The organism is Lysinibacillus sp. GJ-1 (assembly GCF_021166035.1).
GTDB classification, from domain to species: Bacteria; Bacillota; Bacilli; order Bacillales_A; family Planococcaceae; genus Lysinibacillus; species Lysinibacillus sphaericus.
Window position 1 is genome coordinate 3,543,642 of record NZ_CP088912.1, and the last position, 17,969, is coordinate 3,561,610.

The 17,969-nt window shown below is 37.8% G+C and carries 12 protein-coding genes and 1 other annotated feature; of the genes, 7 read left to right on the forward strand and 5 right to left on the reverse strand.

The window, feature by feature from the left end:
• Positions 1–201 precede the first annotated feature (201 nt).
• From thiI to ezrA, 3 genes are all read right to left on the reverse strand, one after another.
• On the reverse strand, positions 202–1,410 hold the full coding sequence (gene thiI / locus LO754_RS17540) for a tRNA uracil 4-sulfurtransferase ThiI (protein WP_231784916.1): 1,209 nt from the start codon (positions 1,408–1,410) through the stop codon (positions 202–204).
• A complete protein-coding gene (locus LO754_RS17545; protein ID WP_231784917.1) occupies positions 1,407–2,567 on the reverse strand; it encodes a cysteine desulfurase family protein in 1,161 nt (386 codons plus the stop codon). The genes thiI and LO754_RS17545 overlap by 4 nt, the downstream gene beginning before the upstream one ends.
• A 326-nt stretch (positions 2,568–2,893) precedes the next feature.
• Positions 2,894–4,597 carry a septation ring formation regulator EzrA gene (gene ezrA, locus LO754_RS17550; RefSeq protein ID WP_024363778.1) on the reverse strand — a complete coding sequence of 568 codons (1,704 nt, stop codon included), beginning with the start codon at positions 4,595–4,597 and terminating at the stop codon, positions 2,894–2,896.
• Between the two features lie 199 nt (positions 4,598–4,796).
• On the opposite strand from ezrA, the gene hisJ reads away from it, so the two are divergent.
• Together hisJ and LO754_RS17560 are read left to right on the forward strand one after the other, a co-directional pair.
• Positions 4,797–5,594: a histidinol-phosphatase HisJ gene (gene hisJ, locus LO754_RS17555; protein ID WP_024363777.1), complete on the forward strand. Its 798-nt coding sequence runs from the start codon at positions 4,797–4,799 to the stop codon at positions 5,592–5,594.
• Between the two features lie 20 nt (positions 5,595–5,614).
• Positions 5,615–6,094 carry a GAF domain-containing protein gene (locus LO754_RS17560; RefSeq protein ID WP_024363776.1) on the forward strand — a complete coding sequence of 160 codons (480 nt, stop codon included), beginning with the start codon at positions 5,615–5,617 and terminating at the stop codon, positions 6,092–6,094.
• A 91-nt stretch (positions 6,095–6,185) separates the two neighbouring features.
• Here the strand turns inward: LO754_RS17560 and LO754_RS17565 are convergent, their stop codons facing one another.
• Complete coding sequence (locus LO754_RS17565) at positions 6,186–8,069, reverse strand: GGDEF domain-containing protein (RefSeq protein ID WP_231784918.1); 1,884 nt, start codon at positions 8,067–8,069, stop codon at positions 6,186–6,188.
• Between the two features lie 468 nt (positions 8,070–8,537).
• On the opposite strand from LO754_RS17565, the gene rpsD reads away from it, so the two are divergent.
• From rpsD to LO754_RS17580, 3 genes are all read left to right on the forward strand, one after another.
• On the forward strand, positions 8,538–9,140 hold the full coding sequence (rpsD, locus tag LO754_RS17570) for a 30S ribosomal protein S4 (protein WP_024363774.1): 603 nt from the start codon (positions 8,538–8,540) through the stop codon (positions 9,138–9,140).
• 842 nt (positions 9,141–9,982) lie between these two features.
• A complete protein-coding gene (locus LO754_RS17575; RefSeq protein WP_231784919.1) occupies positions 9,983–11,188 on the forward strand; it encodes an iron-containing alcohol dehydrogenase in 1,206 nt (401 codons plus the stop codon).
• 124 nt (positions 11,189–11,312) lie between these two features.
• Entirely contained in the window at positions 11,313–12,122 is an 810-nt protein-coding gene (locus LO754_RS17580; protein WP_108029968.1) for a cobalamin-binding protein, read from the forward strand.
• Between the two features lie 74 nt (positions 12,123–12,196).
• Here LO754_RS17580 and tyrS read toward each other — a convergent pair whose 3' ends face one another.
• Positions 12,197–13,465 carry a tyrosine--tRNA ligase gene (gene tyrS, locus LO754_RS17585; RefSeq protein WP_025220319.1) on the reverse strand — a complete coding sequence of 423 codons (1,269 nt, stop codon included), beginning with the start codon at positions 13,463–13,465 and terminating at the stop codon, positions 12,197–12,199.
• 71 nt (positions 13,466–13,536) lie between these two features.
• Positions 13,537–13,740, reverse strand: a binding site (T-box leader).
• 102 nt (positions 13,741–13,842) lie between these two features.
• Here tyrS and LO754_RS17590 point away from each other — a divergent pair.
• Both LO754_RS17590 and LO754_RS17595 read left to right on the forward strand, forming a co-directional pair.
• Positions 13,843–16,920, forward strand: a complete 3,078-nt coding sequence (locus tag LO754_RS17590; RefSeq protein ID WP_231784920.1) for a transglycosylase domain-containing protein — start codon at positions 13,843–13,845, stop codon at positions 16,918–16,920.
• A 91-nt stretch (positions 16,921–17,011) separates the two neighbouring features.
• Positions 17,012–17,893, forward strand: a complete 882-nt coding sequence (locus LO754_RS17595; protein ID WP_231784921.1) for an NAD-dependent epimerase/dehydratase family protein — start codon at positions 17,012–17,014, stop codon at positions 17,891–17,893.
• Positions 17,894–17,969 lie beyond the last annotated feature (76 nt).

Sequence of the window (17,969 nt, forward strand, 5' to 3'; positions counted from 1 at the left end):
CCTTGTGAATATAGAATGTGCGATATTCGATTTTTAATACGAAAATTTTAAAGGTAAAATGTAACTCTAAAGGAAAAAGACTAGAAAATATAAAAAAACCGTCCCAAATTACAAATTTGAGACGGTTTCCTTCTTATTATAATGTCGTTATTGGTCTTTATAAGAAAAGAACATTCTTTTTAGTTTAAATCCGTAAATTTTTTATAAAAGATCTGCAAATTTATCTTTAGGCTGTTCTTTTTTCGGGAAAATGTACACTTCACGGTTTATCACAGCACGTTCGATTAGTTCATCAAAATCAGAAAAGCTTTCATAATGCTCTACTTTTTCAAGCTTTGGCTTTGTTTTCGGACTAGCTGGGGTGAAAATTGTACAGCAATCCTCAAATGGCTGAATTGACGTTTCATATGTGCCGATTTTTTCTGCAATATCAATAATTTCTAATTTATCATTTGAAATAAGCGGACGTAAAATTGGTGTATTCGTTACAGCATTAATCGCCGTTAAACTTTCTAGCGTCTGACTTGCTACTTGTCCAAGACTTTCACCTGTTACAATGGCCAGTGCATTAATTTCCTCACGTACTTTATCTGCCACCTTTAACATCATGCGACGTGTTGTTGTCATTGACACATTGGACGGCACTCTGTCTTTAATAAGTACTTGGATTTCTGTAAATGGAATAACATGCAGGCGAATACTTGCACCAAATTTTGTTAGTTCATTTGCAAGTACTTTTACTTTTTCCAATGAATTTTGACTTGTATACGGTGGGCTAAAGAAATGAATTGCTTCTAAACGTACACCGCGTTTCATCATTAAATACCCAGCAACAGGACTATCAATACCGCCTGACAGCATTAATAATGATTTGCCGTTAGAGCCAACTGGCATACCACCTGCGCCTGGTATCACTTGCGCCATCATATATGTTGAATCGTGGCGTACTTCCACTCGTAATTCTACATCTGGATGTTTCACTTTTACTGATAAGTTTTGATATTGTGGTAAAACATGCCCACCAATTTCGCGTTGAATGCTGTGAGAATCTAATGGGAATGTTTTATCTGTACGTTTCACTTCAACTTTAAATGTTAGCTGTTGATCTTTAAATGTGTCCATGATTGTAAGCGCAAGTCGCTTCATGGCATCCATATCTTTTTCACATGCAGCAACTGGGCTAAATGATTGAATTCCAAAAATTTTCGGTAAGCCTGCTAATAAAACATCCATCTGTGCTTCATCTTGAATGGCAATAAACATTCGGTCGCGTTCTGTGCGGATGTGTAAATGACCTAAATCTGCAAATGCATAGCGAATATTTTCACGTAAACGGCGGATAAAGTCCATTTTATTACGTCCTTTTGTCGATAGTTCGCCATATCGAATTAAAATTTCTTTCCAAATCATAATAATAGTTCTCCTTTAAGTTCCTTCAATACTGTATTAATAACTTGTATTAATTGGGTTATATCGTCCGATGTTACATGTGCACCAAAACTAACACGAACAACACCTTTTTTAAAATGTTCATCAATATTTAAGGCTTCGACAACATGGCTTGTCTTTGTTTGTTTGGAAGAACAAGCACTCGAAGTCGATACAATCACGCCATGTTTTTGCAAAGCATTGATCAGTACCTCGCCTTTTATATCACGTACACTAAACGATAAAATATGAGCTGCACACTCTGGAGTAGATATTATATGCACAATATCACCAAAATGCGCTAGTGCTGCACGTAATTGCTGTTGCCAATTACGGTAGTTTTCAGAACGTTCATCCATTGTTTCGACTGCCATACGAGCCGCTTTTGCCAATGCTACTGCTTGAGGTACAGCCACTGTGCCACTACGTAAGCCGAATTCCTGTCCACCACCAAAAGCATAAGGTTGCCATTGCATTGGCTTACGAAAAGCTAAGACACCAGAACCTTTAAAGCCATGGATTTTATGTCCAGAAATCGTAATACAATCTGTCCCATCTTCACCTTTAAACGTTAATGGAAGTTTTCCAAAGCTTTGGACTGCATCCACATGAAATGCCGCTCTACTTTCTGCATGAACGATAGCAGCCGCTTCAGAAATAGGTTGAATTGCTCCCATTTCATTATTGACATGCATTATGCTAACCAATATCGTATCTTTCCGTATTTTGGCTCTTAGCTCATCCAATGAAATAACACCTTGTTTATTGACACGTAAATATTCTATTTCAAAGCCTTCCTTTTCAAGCTGCTTGACTGACTCTAACACAGAAAGATGCTCAATTTCCGTTGTTATAACATGTTTTCCTTTATGCGTATTACCGCGTGCGAAACCTAAAATGGCTGTATTATTCGATTCGGTTCCACCTGAAGTAAATAGCACATTTTTTGCTTCAGTCTTCAAAATATCTGCTACTTGCTCCCGTGCACGCATTAATAATGCATTTGATTCTACACCCATGGCATGGATTGATGCAGGATTTGCATAATATTGCTCATTTACTGCCATAAATGTTTGCATCACTTCTTGATAAGGCTTTGTAGTAGCACTATTATCAAGATAAATTGTATTAGCTTTCATTATTTTTCACACACTTTCAAAACGTTGATTTAACGGTATTTATCATAACGCAATCTGTCGCAATTGACTACTAATTATTCTAATTTCGTCATTTTAGGTCCGCTTAGCATCGCTTATTTATTGCGAATATGCTGTGAATTTCAGCTGATTTCACACCATAGAAAAATATTTTGGAAAACATTTATTTAGGATAAAATCCCCAAAACAACCAGTAAAATGTTCAAGTAAAAGAGTACGGTCGTAAAAAAAGCTACCTAAAAAGATCACTTCACTTTTTAGGCAGCTAATTCATTTGTTATTGTCTATTTGTTACTGTCATAAAGCTTTTATGACTTTGTGAACGCTTCTTCGGCAACAATGGCCTCAATGCGTTTCAAAGCACCTGGCTCCATTTCCTCCACTGCAGTCCCTGCTTCTTCTAAAGCCTTTGCATACCGGAATTGATGAAATGCCTCTTCTGCTTCTTTTAAACGAGCATTTAACTTTGGATTTGTTGCACGGTGGCGATTGCCATATTGAATAATACGTTCGATAAGCATGACGTTTTCAATCAATTCATGTGCTTTCGCGTGAACATCCTCAACACAAAGTGTCGCTGCATTTAAGTTATTATGGACAGTTCCCATATTGAGCGGTACCTCTTGTAGACTTTGCATCACAACGTAAATATGCTCCGCTGCCTCATCTAATCGCGCATCCATCTCTTCAGGAATACCTGGAATATTCGCCTTATTTAACAGACGATCTGTTTCTTGTAACGTTTTTTTCAAGTTGTCCACTTGTGTCCGAGCCTTATTTTCATCAATGCGAAGTTTTTTCATTGTATTCGATAAATGCCCTTGCTCTTCGTGTATGCGCTCCAGTTCTTCACTAATTTCAATTAATTCCTCTTGTAAGCTTGAATAAGCCGATTTTTCCTCTGACACACGCATCGCCAATAAATCATAGCGACGTTGTAATGCTTCTAATTGTTTTAGCGCCGCTTTTGGAATTTCTGCATCTTTTTCATTCAAGTGGTAGCTTTGTTGGACAAATGTTGCTTCATCACTTACTAATCGAGTGGAGTTAATAACATTCGTAATCGATCCTAATAAGCGCTCACAATTTTGGTCGACATAGTTTTTAGCAATCACTTCTTTTTCAAGCAAGTCATAAAAACGGTCTATTTCTTCATTTATTTCAGCAACACGAGGTTTCACAGATGTTAATTTCAGCTCTGCTAGTTCTTCTTTTAACGAAGCAAACTCTTCTTCCAGTTTGTCCAAAGCCTCTGTAAGTTCTAAATGATGCAAGTAGTAAGATTGTTCTTCCATTTCACGCTGACCATTGCGTAATTCTTGAATTGCACCAGGTAATTTTACTTGTAGTTCGGTTAAAATAGTTGGCACATCATTAATATATTCAAACGTTTGCTGAGATTCATTATTTAAGCTAATTACTATTTCACGCGCTTGTAAATAATTGCCCTCGCTTGTGAGTACATCAAATTCTTCAAATTTTTGTACAAACACTTCTAGTTTTTGTTCAAGTGCTGGTAGGGCTACGCCAAATGAGTGCTGATGTGCAAGCAATGTTTTACGTGCTGATCGATAATATTCTTTTAACTGTTCAATTTCAATACGGTTTTTTTCTTCGCTGCCAATTAATTCATTAAGTTCTTCTAAGATTTTATCTTTATCTTTTTCACACTTACGAATATAATCTTCTATTTCACGCTCAATCAACGTTGCTTTTTTAAAACGAAGGCGATTGATTTGGTCTTCAGCATCGAATAAAAGCGAATCAATTTTTGTCATATGTACGTCGATGACTTCATCCCAACTATTACGCCACCGTTCAAACATTTCCTCTGTTTCGCCATTCATGTTTAAAGATTTAACTTTAGAAATTTCTTCATTTATGGGATTGTTTTGTATTTGTAATTTTTCATTTTCAAGTTGTGCAATAATTGTTGTATGTTTTCTTCGCATCATTAATCCTACTATGGCTAAAATTAATAGTAGGATAATCGGAATGATGATATACTCCATCGTAAGCCTCCTATTCTACAATAAACGAATTGGCTAGTTGTATTTATTATATACTATGTTTTCGCCTTTTGTACTAAAATTTAAGTGATTTTCAGAAAAGTGTATTCACGACCTACATATTGACAGCTTCCCCTATGTCATTGAACATAGAGCGTAAATATGTATTTATCATTTTAATAGTTAAAGGAGTGTAAAATGTATGAAAAGAGACGGGCACATCCATAGCCCCTATTGCCCACATGGGTCATCTGATTCATTTACACAATATATTGAAAAAGCAATTGCTGAAAACTTTACCGATATTACATTTACAGAACATGCACCATTACCCTCTAATTTCCAAGATCCTACACCTGAACAGGATAGTGGTATGCGCCCAGATTTTTTAATGCCTTATTTGGAAGACTTACAACGACTTCAAAAACAATATGCACAGGATATTCGCATTCGCATCGGTTTAGAGATCGACTATATTGTCGGCTTCGAGCAAGAAACACGTCATTTTCTTGATACATATGGACATTTTTTAGACGATGCCATTTTATCTGTTCATTTTTTACAATGGCAGAATACGTATGAATGCATTGATTTTTCTGCTGAAAGTTTTATAAATTTTGCCCAAAAAGTAGGTTCTGTTGAACGTCTCTATCATTTATATTATGATACTGTCCTACAATCTATTGAAGCTGACTTAGGACAATACAAACCTAAGCGCATCGGGCATCCAACACTTATTCATAAATTTCAGCTAGCCCATCATCAGCCAGTTGATGACACTGACCGCATCCAAGAAGTATTAACTACTATGCAGCAAAAAGGATATGAGTTAGATTTAAATAGTGCTGGCTTAAGTAAAACATATTGTCAGGAACCCTATCCACCATTTGCCTTTATCGATTATAGTAAAACGATTGGTTTACCTATCGTTTTCGGTTCAGATGCTCATGCTGCTGTCGATTTACATCAGCATTATAAAACTCTATTTCCAGACAAATAACGTTTAAACGAGGTGCTCATATGTTTACACAAATTAATTACGAAGGATCTATTGCAGATCAATACAAGACATTAGCAAAACAGTTAGATGCATTACTCACTGGCGAAACCGATCGCATTGCAAATTTAGGCAACGCATCTGCCTTGCTTAATCAATTTCTTACTGACATTAACTGGGTTGGCTTTTACCTTTTACAAGAGGATGAACTAGTTTTAGGACCATTCCAAGGCTTACCAGCTTGTGTGAGAATTCCAATTGGACGCGGTGTGTGTGGAACAGCTGTAACAAAAAAAGAGACACTTGTCGTAAAAGATGTTCATGCATTTCCAGGGCATATTGCATGCGATGCTGCCTCTCAATCAGAAATTGTCATTCCGCTTATTCAACAAGAGAAGGTGATTGGCGTTCTTGATATTGATAGCCCTATTAAAAATCGCTTTTCACAAGAAGATCAAACCGGCTTAGAACATTTTGTAGAAACACTACTTCTTCATATTTAATATTTCGCAATATTATCTTATAGCCACTAAAAAATGCCCTGAAATGGATTATAAATATATCATTTCGGGGCATTTTATAGTAAACCATCTATTATGCATTTGTTTGTAACGTCCGATCATGGATACAAAATCTATTTTTCCCATTGTTTTTCGCTTCATATAAAGCTGTATCGGCGTGTAGAAAAACCGATTGGAAAGCTGGTCGATAGTATTGATCCCATGTTATAAGACCTGCTGAAATCGTTACTTTAGGGTCAGTAGCATTCGGAATGACTTCAACTATTGTTGAAGCTAACTCAATGGCATCTTGCTCACCAACATTTGGTACATACACCGACATTTCTTCTCCACCCCAGCGAGCACAAATACCGCTAGCACCTATTGTTTCTTCTAATTTCACGGCAATTTGCACAAGAATTTTATCGCCTGTTTGATGGCCGTAAGTGTCATTGATGCGTTTAAAATTGTCAATATCAATAAGCAAGAACATACCTGATTGATCTTTTTTCAGGGATTTTTCTACATATTGATCTAAATAACTGCGTGCATATAATTTTGTTAAATGATCGCGGTCAACCATTTCTTGTAGCTGATTGCGTAAAATAGAGTTGGCAATCGCTAACGAAGAATGATGGATTAAAGATTGCATTAACTTAAAGCTATCAAATGAAAAGAAATAGGGCTCTTTGTGCAGTACGATACTAAAGCCATTTATTTTTTCCTCCATTAAGATAGGAATCGCCATAATTGAACGATATTCTATTTGATTTGGGGTTAATCGGCTAAAATCTGCTATAAAGAGTGGATCATTTGTATGCTCAAAATGTTGTTCAACATGTCTAATATAAGTATTACCTTCTTCTGATTTAAATAACGATGTGCTAGCATCTGTCACTTCATAGGTAGCATGATCTTTAAAAGCGAAACAAACTTCCATTGGTTGGAAAGACTTCATTAATTGTTTTTGTAGGAAAAGTAACATTTCATTAATATCAATGCGCATATTTAATCGATGCGAAGTTTCATTGATGAGTTGTAAGTCACTTACGAGGCGATGCGATTGATGATATAATTTTGCATTTTCTAGCGCATTTCCAGATGCTTGTGCTAACATGCGCACAAAGTCTTTTTCCGTTGCTGAAAAAAGATATGTGGTTGGTGCACTCACTTGCAAAATGCCATAAATAGCTTGTCTCCCTTTTATAGGGGCGTTTAATAAACGACAATTCAAGTCTCCAGCTAGTTCAGTAGTCAATTCTCCTGATACAAAAGCTTCGATAGTAGCCGGTCTTTCAGACAGATAATCAAAAAGTTTTATATCGATAGTCGTATGGCGATCTTGATCGTTAGATAATATAAGTTCCACATTGAATTCTGGAAAATTATCGCGAATATTTTTTAAAACGTTTTCTAAAATCAAATCAATATCCATTGTTGAGTGAAATAAATCGGTCATGTTATAAAGTTTTCTATATTGGTCTTCATTTAACTTTACTTCGAGATTTTCAATCAGCATTTGTAAAACTTTTGTAAGCGTTTCTACACACTCTTCACCGTAATCCGAAGTCATAAAGTCCGTCCAAGTATCGGTGGCTTCAACAAGTAACACACCCATAGGCTCTTTGCCCTCCGTCTGGAAAAGCACCATATCTGTCATCATATTATAGGCTGTTTTTTCTTTTAATATATAAGGAAGCTTTACTACTTTCTGTTGGTAAAAGCTAGCTTCTATCATTAGCCATGACACAGCATTTAGTTTTGTTTCAATTGTCAAAGAGGCCAATTCTTCTACAGGTATTAAACTATTCCCTTCAAAACTAAGAAAAGCCGCATTTTCAATTTTCAAGTGCTTCTTTAGACACTGTTTAAATGAATAAAAATACTCATTAAAACTGACTAGTCCTCCATTCGAACTCACCCAAATGCTCAAAACATCAGATTTTATATATTTCAGCGTTTGTAAATGGTCTGTCATGAAATCACCTTTTCTATATAACGTACAAATCAATTACTATTAACTTATAATGTATTATACATAATTTGTGTCATTTTGACTATGTAATTCTACCTTACTTTTACATTTTACATTTACTACCGCATCAATAACCATTTCGTATTAGTGTTAAATTCCTCTCAAGGAAATTCCTACTATAGTTCTTTTTAAAAATAGCCATACTAATAATTGACGTCTACGCTCTAAGCAGTTACAATGAAGTTTGTGTAAAATAAACGCAGCAGTGGTATAAGCTTATTACTGTATTTTATTCCTCAATTTTACTGAGTATTACTACACAAAAACTCTCAGTGGCAAAATAGATGGTGTATTGTGTAACCTAACGGCTGCATAGGCGAAAATACATGAAAATAAAATGCGTATAAGAATGGGTACTACTGGTTTTTGTTTTACAACAAAAAAACCAAATTTAAAGGAGGAGACAACAATATGTCTCGTTATACAGGTCCATCTTGGAAATTATCACGTCGTCTTGGTATCTCACTAAGCGGTACTGGTAAAGAAATCGAAAAACGCCCTTACGCACCAGGTCAACACGGCCCGAACCAACGTAAAAAATTATCAGAATACGGTTTACAACTTCAAGAAAAACAAAAACTTCGTCACATGTACGGCATGAACGAACGTCAATTCCGTACTCTATTCGACCGCGCTGGTAAAATGAAAGGTGTTCACGGTGAAAACTTCATGATCCTTCTTGAAACTCGCCTTGACAACTTAGTTTACCGTTTAGGTTTAGCTCGCACTCGTCGTGGAGCTCGTCAATTAGTAAACCACGGTCATATCTTAGTAGACGGCAAACGCGTTGATATCCCATCATTCAGCGTTAAACCAGGTCAAACGATTTCTCTTCGTGAAAAATCTCAAAACCTTGCTGTAGTTACAGAAGCGATCGAAGTAAACAACTTCGTACCTGACTACTTAACTTTTGATGCAGATAAAAAAGAAGGTACATTCACTCGCCTTCCAGAGCGTTCTGAACTATCTGCTGAAATCAACGAAGCATTCATCGTAGAGTTCTACTCTCGTTAATAAACCTTCGTTGCATTTAGCAACACAAAAAGCCCTAGAAACCTTGTTGCAAAGGTTTCTAGGGCTTTTCTTATTTTTATCTATTCATGCAATTCCGAGCACAAAATAACATTAATTGGGGGCAAGTTGGGACTACAATGGGACTAGCTGGCGAAACATGTGCATAGAAATAGCTGCGTAATAGCATAAGTGTTGCCGCATCAGCGTTTTTATAAAACTATTACTTTGTTTGTGTACCTAGCACTGGATACAACGGTAAGCCCCATTGTACCTGATAATTGCCGAATGTACGTTTAGCAGTAAAAATACAAAGAAGCCGCAAGTCAGATTTCTCTCACTTGCGACTTTCTTCCCCACAACCCACTCAATGTTTTTTCATAAATTGAAGTGAATTATCAGAATTGTTTGCGTGCCTGGCACCGAGATTTACTTACTGTTCCATCCTAAATATTACATTAAATAAAAAGCACTTATTTTTCCGTACATTAAAATAACAATTATTCCCATACCAAACAACGTAAACACTATTAATATATTAACAATCAAATATCAGTTATTTACTATTCAAGCAAGGTGTAAAATAGAACAAAATACCAAAAAATATATTTTATTTTTATACGATAGCATTTCTTAAAACATATTTAAATCAACCTTCCTACTCCTTATTATCTTTTACTATCTCAATTCCAAACTTACTTTTTTGTGAAATAATAACAGTGGTAAAATTAACAATTTTAATAAAAATACGTATTGAACTTTCAAAAAAAATAGAATAATATGGATTTCGGAAGGTGGTTCGCCATCATTCAAGCAATAACAATTATTTCAAAGGGGTTGGAAATATGTCAGACGTTCTAAAGCAATTTGTAATGCCAAAAACAAACTTATTTGGACCTGGAGCAATTCAAGAAGTTGGTAAGCGCTTAAATGATTTAGAAGTGAAGAAGACATTAATCGTAACAGATGAGGGCTTACACAAGTTAGGTCTCTCAGAACAAATTGCTAACATCATCACAGCAGCTGGAATTGATGTTGCAATTTTCCCTAAAGCAGAACCAAATCCAACAGATCAAAACATTGAAGATGGAATTGCTGTTTATCATGCCGAAAACTGTGATTCTATCGTATCGCTTGGAGGCGGTAGTGCACATGATGCAGCAAAAGGTATCGGACTTATTGCTTCGAATGGTGGACGCATTCATGATTATGAAGGCGTTGACAAATCAGAAAACCCACTGGTGCCATTAATCGCGATTAATACAACTGCTGGTACAGCAAGCGAAATGACACGTTTTACAATCATCACAGATACAGCTCGGAAAGTAAAAATGGCGATTGTTGACAAACATGTGACACCACTTGTATCGATTAATGACCCAGAGTTAATGATTGGCTTACCTCCAGCTCTAACAGCTGCAACTGGTGTAGATGCATTAACACATGCAATCGAATCGTTTGTATCGACTAATGCAACACCAATTACTGATGCATGTGCAGAAAAAGTACTTCAGCTAGTTCCTGAATTTTTACCTCGTGCCTACGCAAACGGTGCTGATTTAGAAGCACGTGAGCAAATGGTGTATGCACAATTTTTAGCGGGTATGGCATTTAATAATGCTTCACTTGGCTATGTACATGCGATTGCTCATCAATTAGGTGGCTTCTACAACTTACCACACGGTGTATGTAATGCGATTTTACTGCCACATGTTTGCCGCTTCAACTTAACAGCACGTACTGAGCGGTTTGCTCGAATCGCTGAGTTATTAGGTGAAAATGTTGAAGGGATTAGCAAACGTGATGCTGCTGAAAAAGCAATTACTGCCATTGAAAAATTATCAAAAGATTTAAATATCCCAAGTGGCTTCCATGCGTTAGGTGCGAAGGATGAAGATATTGAAATTTTAGCTAAAAATGCAATGCTAGACGTTTGTGCAGCAACGAATCCTCGTAAAGCAACATTAGAGGACATTAAACAAATTATTACTGCTGCAATGGGACCTGTAGGAAAACCAACAGAGTCACTTGAAGCGGTTGCACTGTCTTAAAATATTAATAACAATGGCGTGTCTCCTTGAGGCATGCCTTTTTCTGTGGAACAAAAAACATTCCCCTGTTGTATGTGTGCCTAGTGACAGCTATACTTTTCTTAAAAAGATATGGGGGAAACATATGCGTTTAATTTCCATTTGTCCAAGCAACACAGAGCTTGTTGCTTACTTAGGATTGACCCATCAACTTGTAGGTGTTGATGATTTTTCAGATTGGCCTTCATCTGTGCAGGCATTACCAAAGCTTGGTCCCGATTTATCAATTGATATGGATGCATTAGAAGCATTGCAGCCCGACTTAGTACTTGCCTCATTAAGTGTACCAGGCATGGAAAAAAATATAGAGGCATTACAGGAAAGGAACATTCCCCACATTGTTTTTAATGCCAACTCGTTAAACGAAATTGCGCAAGATCTTCTAACACTAGGTGCTGCTTGTGGCGTAACGGAGCACGCCCAAAAAGTTGCAACGGAATATTTACAATTTATTGCCCAGCTTCAAGCGGTGGCACAAACGGTTTCCACTCACCCTACTTTATATTGGGAATGGTGGCCAAATCCTATTTTCACACCTGGTCAAGTTAATTGGTTAACCGAAATTAGCAAACTTGCTGGAGGCCAAAATTTATTTCACGATTTCGAGTTAGCGAATGTCCAAACAGAGTGGGAAGAAATTGTTCGACGTAATCCAGATTATATACTGATGGCGTGGGTAGGTGTTGCCTATGAGCGAATTAAACCAGCTCATTTATTAAAGCGACCAGGTGCTAATGAGCTACAAGCGGTTCAAATGCAACAGGTGTACGTAATGGAGGAATGGTTGTATTGCCGTCCATCCCCTCGATTAGTGGAAGGTGCACTTAAACTTGCTCAACTGCTACACCCTGAAAGCTATCAGCAAATCACTCTACCTAATTTCTTACAATGTTAAAACAAAAACCTCCCTCGAAGTGATCCATTCGAAGGGAGGTTGAATTGTGTGAAAATTGTTTGAGTGCCTGACACCTAAACAAATTTGACCATATGGTATTTTTTCTTGCCGCGACGTACAATGCTAAAGGCATCTTCTAAACGGTCTTTTGCATCGACGTTGTATTCTAAATCTGTGATTTTTTCACCGTTTATGCTAATGGCACCGTTTGTCACATCTTCACGAGCTTGACGTTTTGAAGATGAAATCCCTGCTTCCACAAGTAAATCTACGATATTTTTTGCCTCTTTAGCCATTTCAATAGAAGGAACATCTTTAAATGCATCCTTCATTTCCTGTGCTGAAAGTGCTTTTAAATCGCCAGAGAATAATGCAGCCGTAATGCGAATAGCTTGGTCTAGCGCTTCCTGACCATGGATTAAGCGTGTCATTTCCTCCGCTAAAGCTTTTTGTGCCTTACGTAAATGAGGTTCCTCTTCCACAGACACAGCTAATGCTTCAATCTCTTCACGTGTTAAGAACGTAAAGATTTTTAAGTATTTAATAACATCCGCATCCGCAGCATTAATCCAGAATTGGTAGAATTCGTACGGAGATGTTTTTTTGCTATCTAACCATACAGCACCACCAGCTGTTTTACCGAATTTCGTACCATCCGCTTTTGTTACTAACGGAATTGTAATACCAAATGCTTTTGTTTCTTCTTCATGTGTTTTACGAATAACTTCTAAACCAGTTGTAATATTGCCCCACTGATCAGAGCCACCCACTTGAATGCGACAATTGTAATTGTTGTACAAGTGATTGTAATCAATACCTTGAATTAATGTATAAGCAAATTCCGTAAATGAGATACCTGTATCAAGACGTGAAGCAATTGTATCTTTTGCTAACATGTAATTAACATTGATTAATTTCCCGTAATCACGTAAAAATTCAATTGTACTAATATCCCCAATCCAATCACGGTTATTAACAAGTTGCGCGCCATTTCCATCTTGTGCAAATTCAAATATACGCTCTAATTGTCCACGAATGGCTTGCACGTTTTTGTCAATTTGCTCCACTGTTTGAAGCTGACGTTCTTCAGAGCGTCCAGAAGGGTCCCCGATCATTCCTGTTGCTCCACCAACAAGTAAAATTGGACGGTGGCCAGCTTTTTGGAAGCGACGAAGCGTTAATAAAGGGACGATGTGACCGATGTGCATTGAGTCAGCGGTTGGGTCTACCCCACAGTATAGAGAAACAGACTGTTCTGCTAGAAGTTTTGCCATACCTTCAGCATCCGTTTGTTGGTACAACAATCCACGCCATTCTAAATCTTGTAATAATTCGTTTGTCATTGTTTCTTCCTCCTAAATTGTCATCTTTTAGCGTGTAGAAACAAAAAAGTCCCTACACGCAACAAATTGCATGCAGGGACGTTAATAACTAACGCGGTACCACCCAGCTTGAAGATGTCATCCATCTTCCTCTTCATTCAGCCGCCTTTATCGCAGGCGCGCACGTCTAAGCTCCAAGTACGTAATTCGTCTCTACATTATGACCAGCTTTCACCAACCGCTGGCTCTCTAAACAGGGAATATAGATACTACTGCAAACTCTTCATCACTAGAAAACTATAAGCATTATTCTATACGATTCTCTTTCAATGTCAATAACTATGTTCGAGACAATTCATTATATGCTATAATAAACAAGATTTTAGGAGGTCGATACCTTGAAGGATTGGATTGAGAAAATCAATGTAAAGATCGATGCATTTCTCGAACAAAAATGGATGAAGACATTACGTATTTCAGGCAGCGTCGTCTGGAACTTATTTTTACTATTTTTAGTCTTTGCATTGGTAGGCACTGTATTTGTTGGTTCTGTTGGCGCCGGCTATTTTGCCTCACTTGTACAAGAAGAACCTTTACGTTCGAAAGAAGAGTTACGAAACCTTATCTTCAACTATGAGGAAACAAGTGAAATTTATTTTGCCAACGATATTTATATGGGAAAATTGCGTACAGATTTAGAACGTCGTGAAACGTCTCTTAGCGCAGTAGCCCCTGACTTAATTAATGCAGTACTCGCAACGGAAGATGAATATTTCCGTGAACATAATGGAATTGTTCCAAAAGCTGTTATTCGAGGATTGCTGCAAGACGTTACAAACTCTGCCACACAGACAGGTGGCTCTACATTAACACAGCAACTTATTAAAAACCAAGTGTTAACAAATGAAGTTTCCTATGAGCGAAAAGCGAAGGAACTGCTACTTGCCATGCGCTTAGAGCACTTTATGACAAAGGAAGAAATATTAGAGGCATACTTAAATATTATTCCTTATGGTCGAAATGCAACAGGGCGTAATATCGCAGGTATTGAAACAGCAGCTGAAGGTATTTTTAATGTGAAAGCAAAGGATTTAACGCTTCCTCAAGCCGCTTACATAGCTGGTATTCCTCAGGCACCGTATACTTACACACCATTTACAAATACAGGTGTGCTAAAAAGTGAAGAAGCATTAAAATTAGGCATCGATCGTATGAAAACGGTGCTCTACCGCATGAATGAAGCTGGCTACATTAATGAAAAACAGTATGAAGATGCGCTCGCATATGACATTACAGCAGACTTCCGTACACCAGAAGCACGTCCAGAGGATCGTTATCCATGGTTAACGTTTGAGCTAGAGGAACGAGCAAAAGAAATTATTGCTGAAAAACTAGCCAATGAAGATGGTATTGATTCAGAACGTTTAAAAACGGAAGAAAAATTACAAGAAAAATATTCGATTTTGGCAGACCGAGACATTCGTTCAAAAGGTTATCGTATTTATTCCACTATCAACAAGGATATGTTTGATGCTATGCAAAAAGCAGCCGATAATTTTAAATACTACGGTCAGACATATACGGGTAAAGGCAAAGATCCTGTAACAGGTGAGGAAATCGATGTGCAAATGCCTGTTCAAGTTGGTAGTATTTTAATCGAAAATAGCACAGGTCGAATTTTAAGCTTCCTAGGTGGTCGTGATTTTAAAATAAATCAATTAAACCACGCTACTAAAGCTTACCGCTCGAACGGTTCAACTATGAAACCATTACTTGTCTATGCCCCAGCCATTGAATATGGCGTAATTGGTGCAGGAAGTCCATTAGTTGACGTCAAGTTCTCTATTGGCGATTGGAGTCCAACGAACTATTTGACGAACGATGAGCGTGGTCTTATTCCAGCACGTGAAGCGTTAGCTGACTCAACAAACATTTCAGCGCTACGCTTATACTATGATATTTTAAATAGACGTCCTGCTGAATTTTTAGCAAAAATGGACTTCTCACAATTAAAACCTGAAGACTATACAAATCCTTCAACAGGGATTGGTGCTTTACAAATAGGTACAACTGTTGAAGAAAATACAAATGCGTTTGCAACTTTTGCAAACGGCGGTCAATTTATCGATGCTTATATGATTGAAAAAATCGAAGACCAAGATGGAAATCTTATTTACCAACATAAAGTTGAACCTGTACAAGTGTTTAGCCCTGAGACTTCTTATATCGTAACGGATATGTTACGAGATGTTTTAACAAAAGGAACAGGTACAGTTGCAAAAAATACATTAAAATTCTCTTCTGATTTTGCAGCTAAAACAGGTACTTCCCAAAAATATAACGATGTCTGGTTAGTAGGCTATAATCCAAATGTTTCACTTGGTGTATGGATGGGCTACGATAAACAACGCTCACTTAATGCCTTTAATAATACGTATTTACAACCAAGTGTACGTATTAACAAGCTATGGGGTACTTTAATGAATTCCATGTATGATGTAGATCCTAAATTAATTGATGCTCCTTCAAACTTTAAGGCACCAAAAAATGTTGTGACTGCTTCATTCTGTGGTATTTCTGGTCTAGCACCTTCTGCCGCTTGTGCAAATGCAGGATTGGTACGCTCAGATTTATTTAACGCGAAAGTATTTTTACCGTCACGACCTGATGATAGCCTCGCTTCATCAAGCGTCGTAACAATTAAAGGTAAAACGTATAATGCACATCCAAACACACCAGCAGAATTTGTAAAATCTAGTGGCGCTGGTATTAACCAAGCCTTTATTAAACGGATGTTAGGTAGACTGGGTGGGAACCCTGCAAGCCTACTTCCTAAAAATTCATCACTATCAAATTCATCTGTATCAGCTGTCGACTTCCCAGCAGATGGTAGTCCGCCAGCGGCTGTAACAGCATCCATTTCAGGCAATACACTATCTTGGAGTGGCTCATCTAATGATGTGGTAGGCTATCGAATTTATAATGTAACAAATGGTGGTAACACACTAGTTACTTCGGTGCTAGAAGCAACGCAAAGTATAACCGTCGCAAGCGGACAAGCGTATGTAGTTGTAGCAGTTGATATTACTGGTTTAACTTCACCACAGTCAAATGTTGCGTCAACAGGTGGTAGTGAGACAAAACCAGAAGAAGAGGATAAAGGCGAACAACCAACGACGCCAGACGTTCCTATTCCACCAGTCAATGGGAATAACGGCAATGGTTCTGGCAATAATGGCTCTGGTGGCAATGGTTCTGGCTCTAACGGCAACGGCTCTAGTGGCAATGGCTCTGGCTCTGGCGGCAATGGCTCTGGCTCTGGCGGCAACGGCTCTAGTGGCAATGGCTCTGGCTCTAGTGGCAACGGCTCTAATGGTAACAATGGTTCCGGCTCTAGTGGCAATGGCTCTGGCTCTGGCTCTACTGGAGGAAATAACGGAGAGACGACACCACCTACAGAACCACCTACAGAATAATCATTTAGGCTTACTACATTGAAATTTCAATTGTAGTAAGCCTATTTTTTTGTCATTATTAAGAGGACTACTAAACAAAGGGGTAGATAACATGAACATTCTAGTTTTAGGGGGCACACGCTTTTTCGGTAAAAAATTGGTGGAGCTTTGCCTTGAGAATAACCATGACGTTACGATTTTAACTCGCGGTCAAAGTGGCAATCCTTTTGGAGCACAAGTTCAACAGCTTTCGGTTGATCGCAATGATGTTGAAGCATTGACAAAAGCACTCGCTACTACAACATGGGATATCGTCTACGATAATATTTGTTACTCTCCAAATGAAGCCCAGAAAATTGCGCAGATATTACAAAATAAAACTAAAAAGCTCGTCTTTACCTCAACGCTCTCGACGTATGAAGCAGATGGAAAGATGAAATCTGAAACTGATTTTAATCCGTATGACTACGAGATTCGTATGGGCGATAGAGATGATTTCACATACGGTGAAGGCAAACGGCAAGCAGAAGCTGTCCTTTTTAAAGAAGCAACATTTCCAGTTGTCGCTGTACGTTTCCCAATTGTCCTTGGTGAGCATGACTATACTCGTCGGTTACATTTCCATGTTGAGCGCATTTTAAATGGCCAACCAATATCCATGCCAAATATTGAAGCAAAAATGAGTTATATTACCGACGATGAAGCAGCAGCATTTTTATATTTTGCTGGAACTGCACAGATTGAAGGTCCGTATAACGCCACAGCAACAGGTACTATTTCCTTACAGGCATTACTTGCACTTATTGAGCAGGAAACAGGAAAACAAGCCAAAGTATCACTTATTGGCGGTGATGAAACATCACAATCACCTTATGGCATTCCAACACATTGGTATATGTCGAATGCAAAAGCAGAAGTAGCAGGCTTTAAATTCAGCCATTTAAACGATTGGCTTCCGAGTCTTGTTAAGACATTAGTGAAACAACTCCAATAAAATATCGCTCCACTTGCTAGTGAATCGCTAGGAAAACTTCCAGAAAACAACCGCCATAGAACGGATAGCAAAGCAA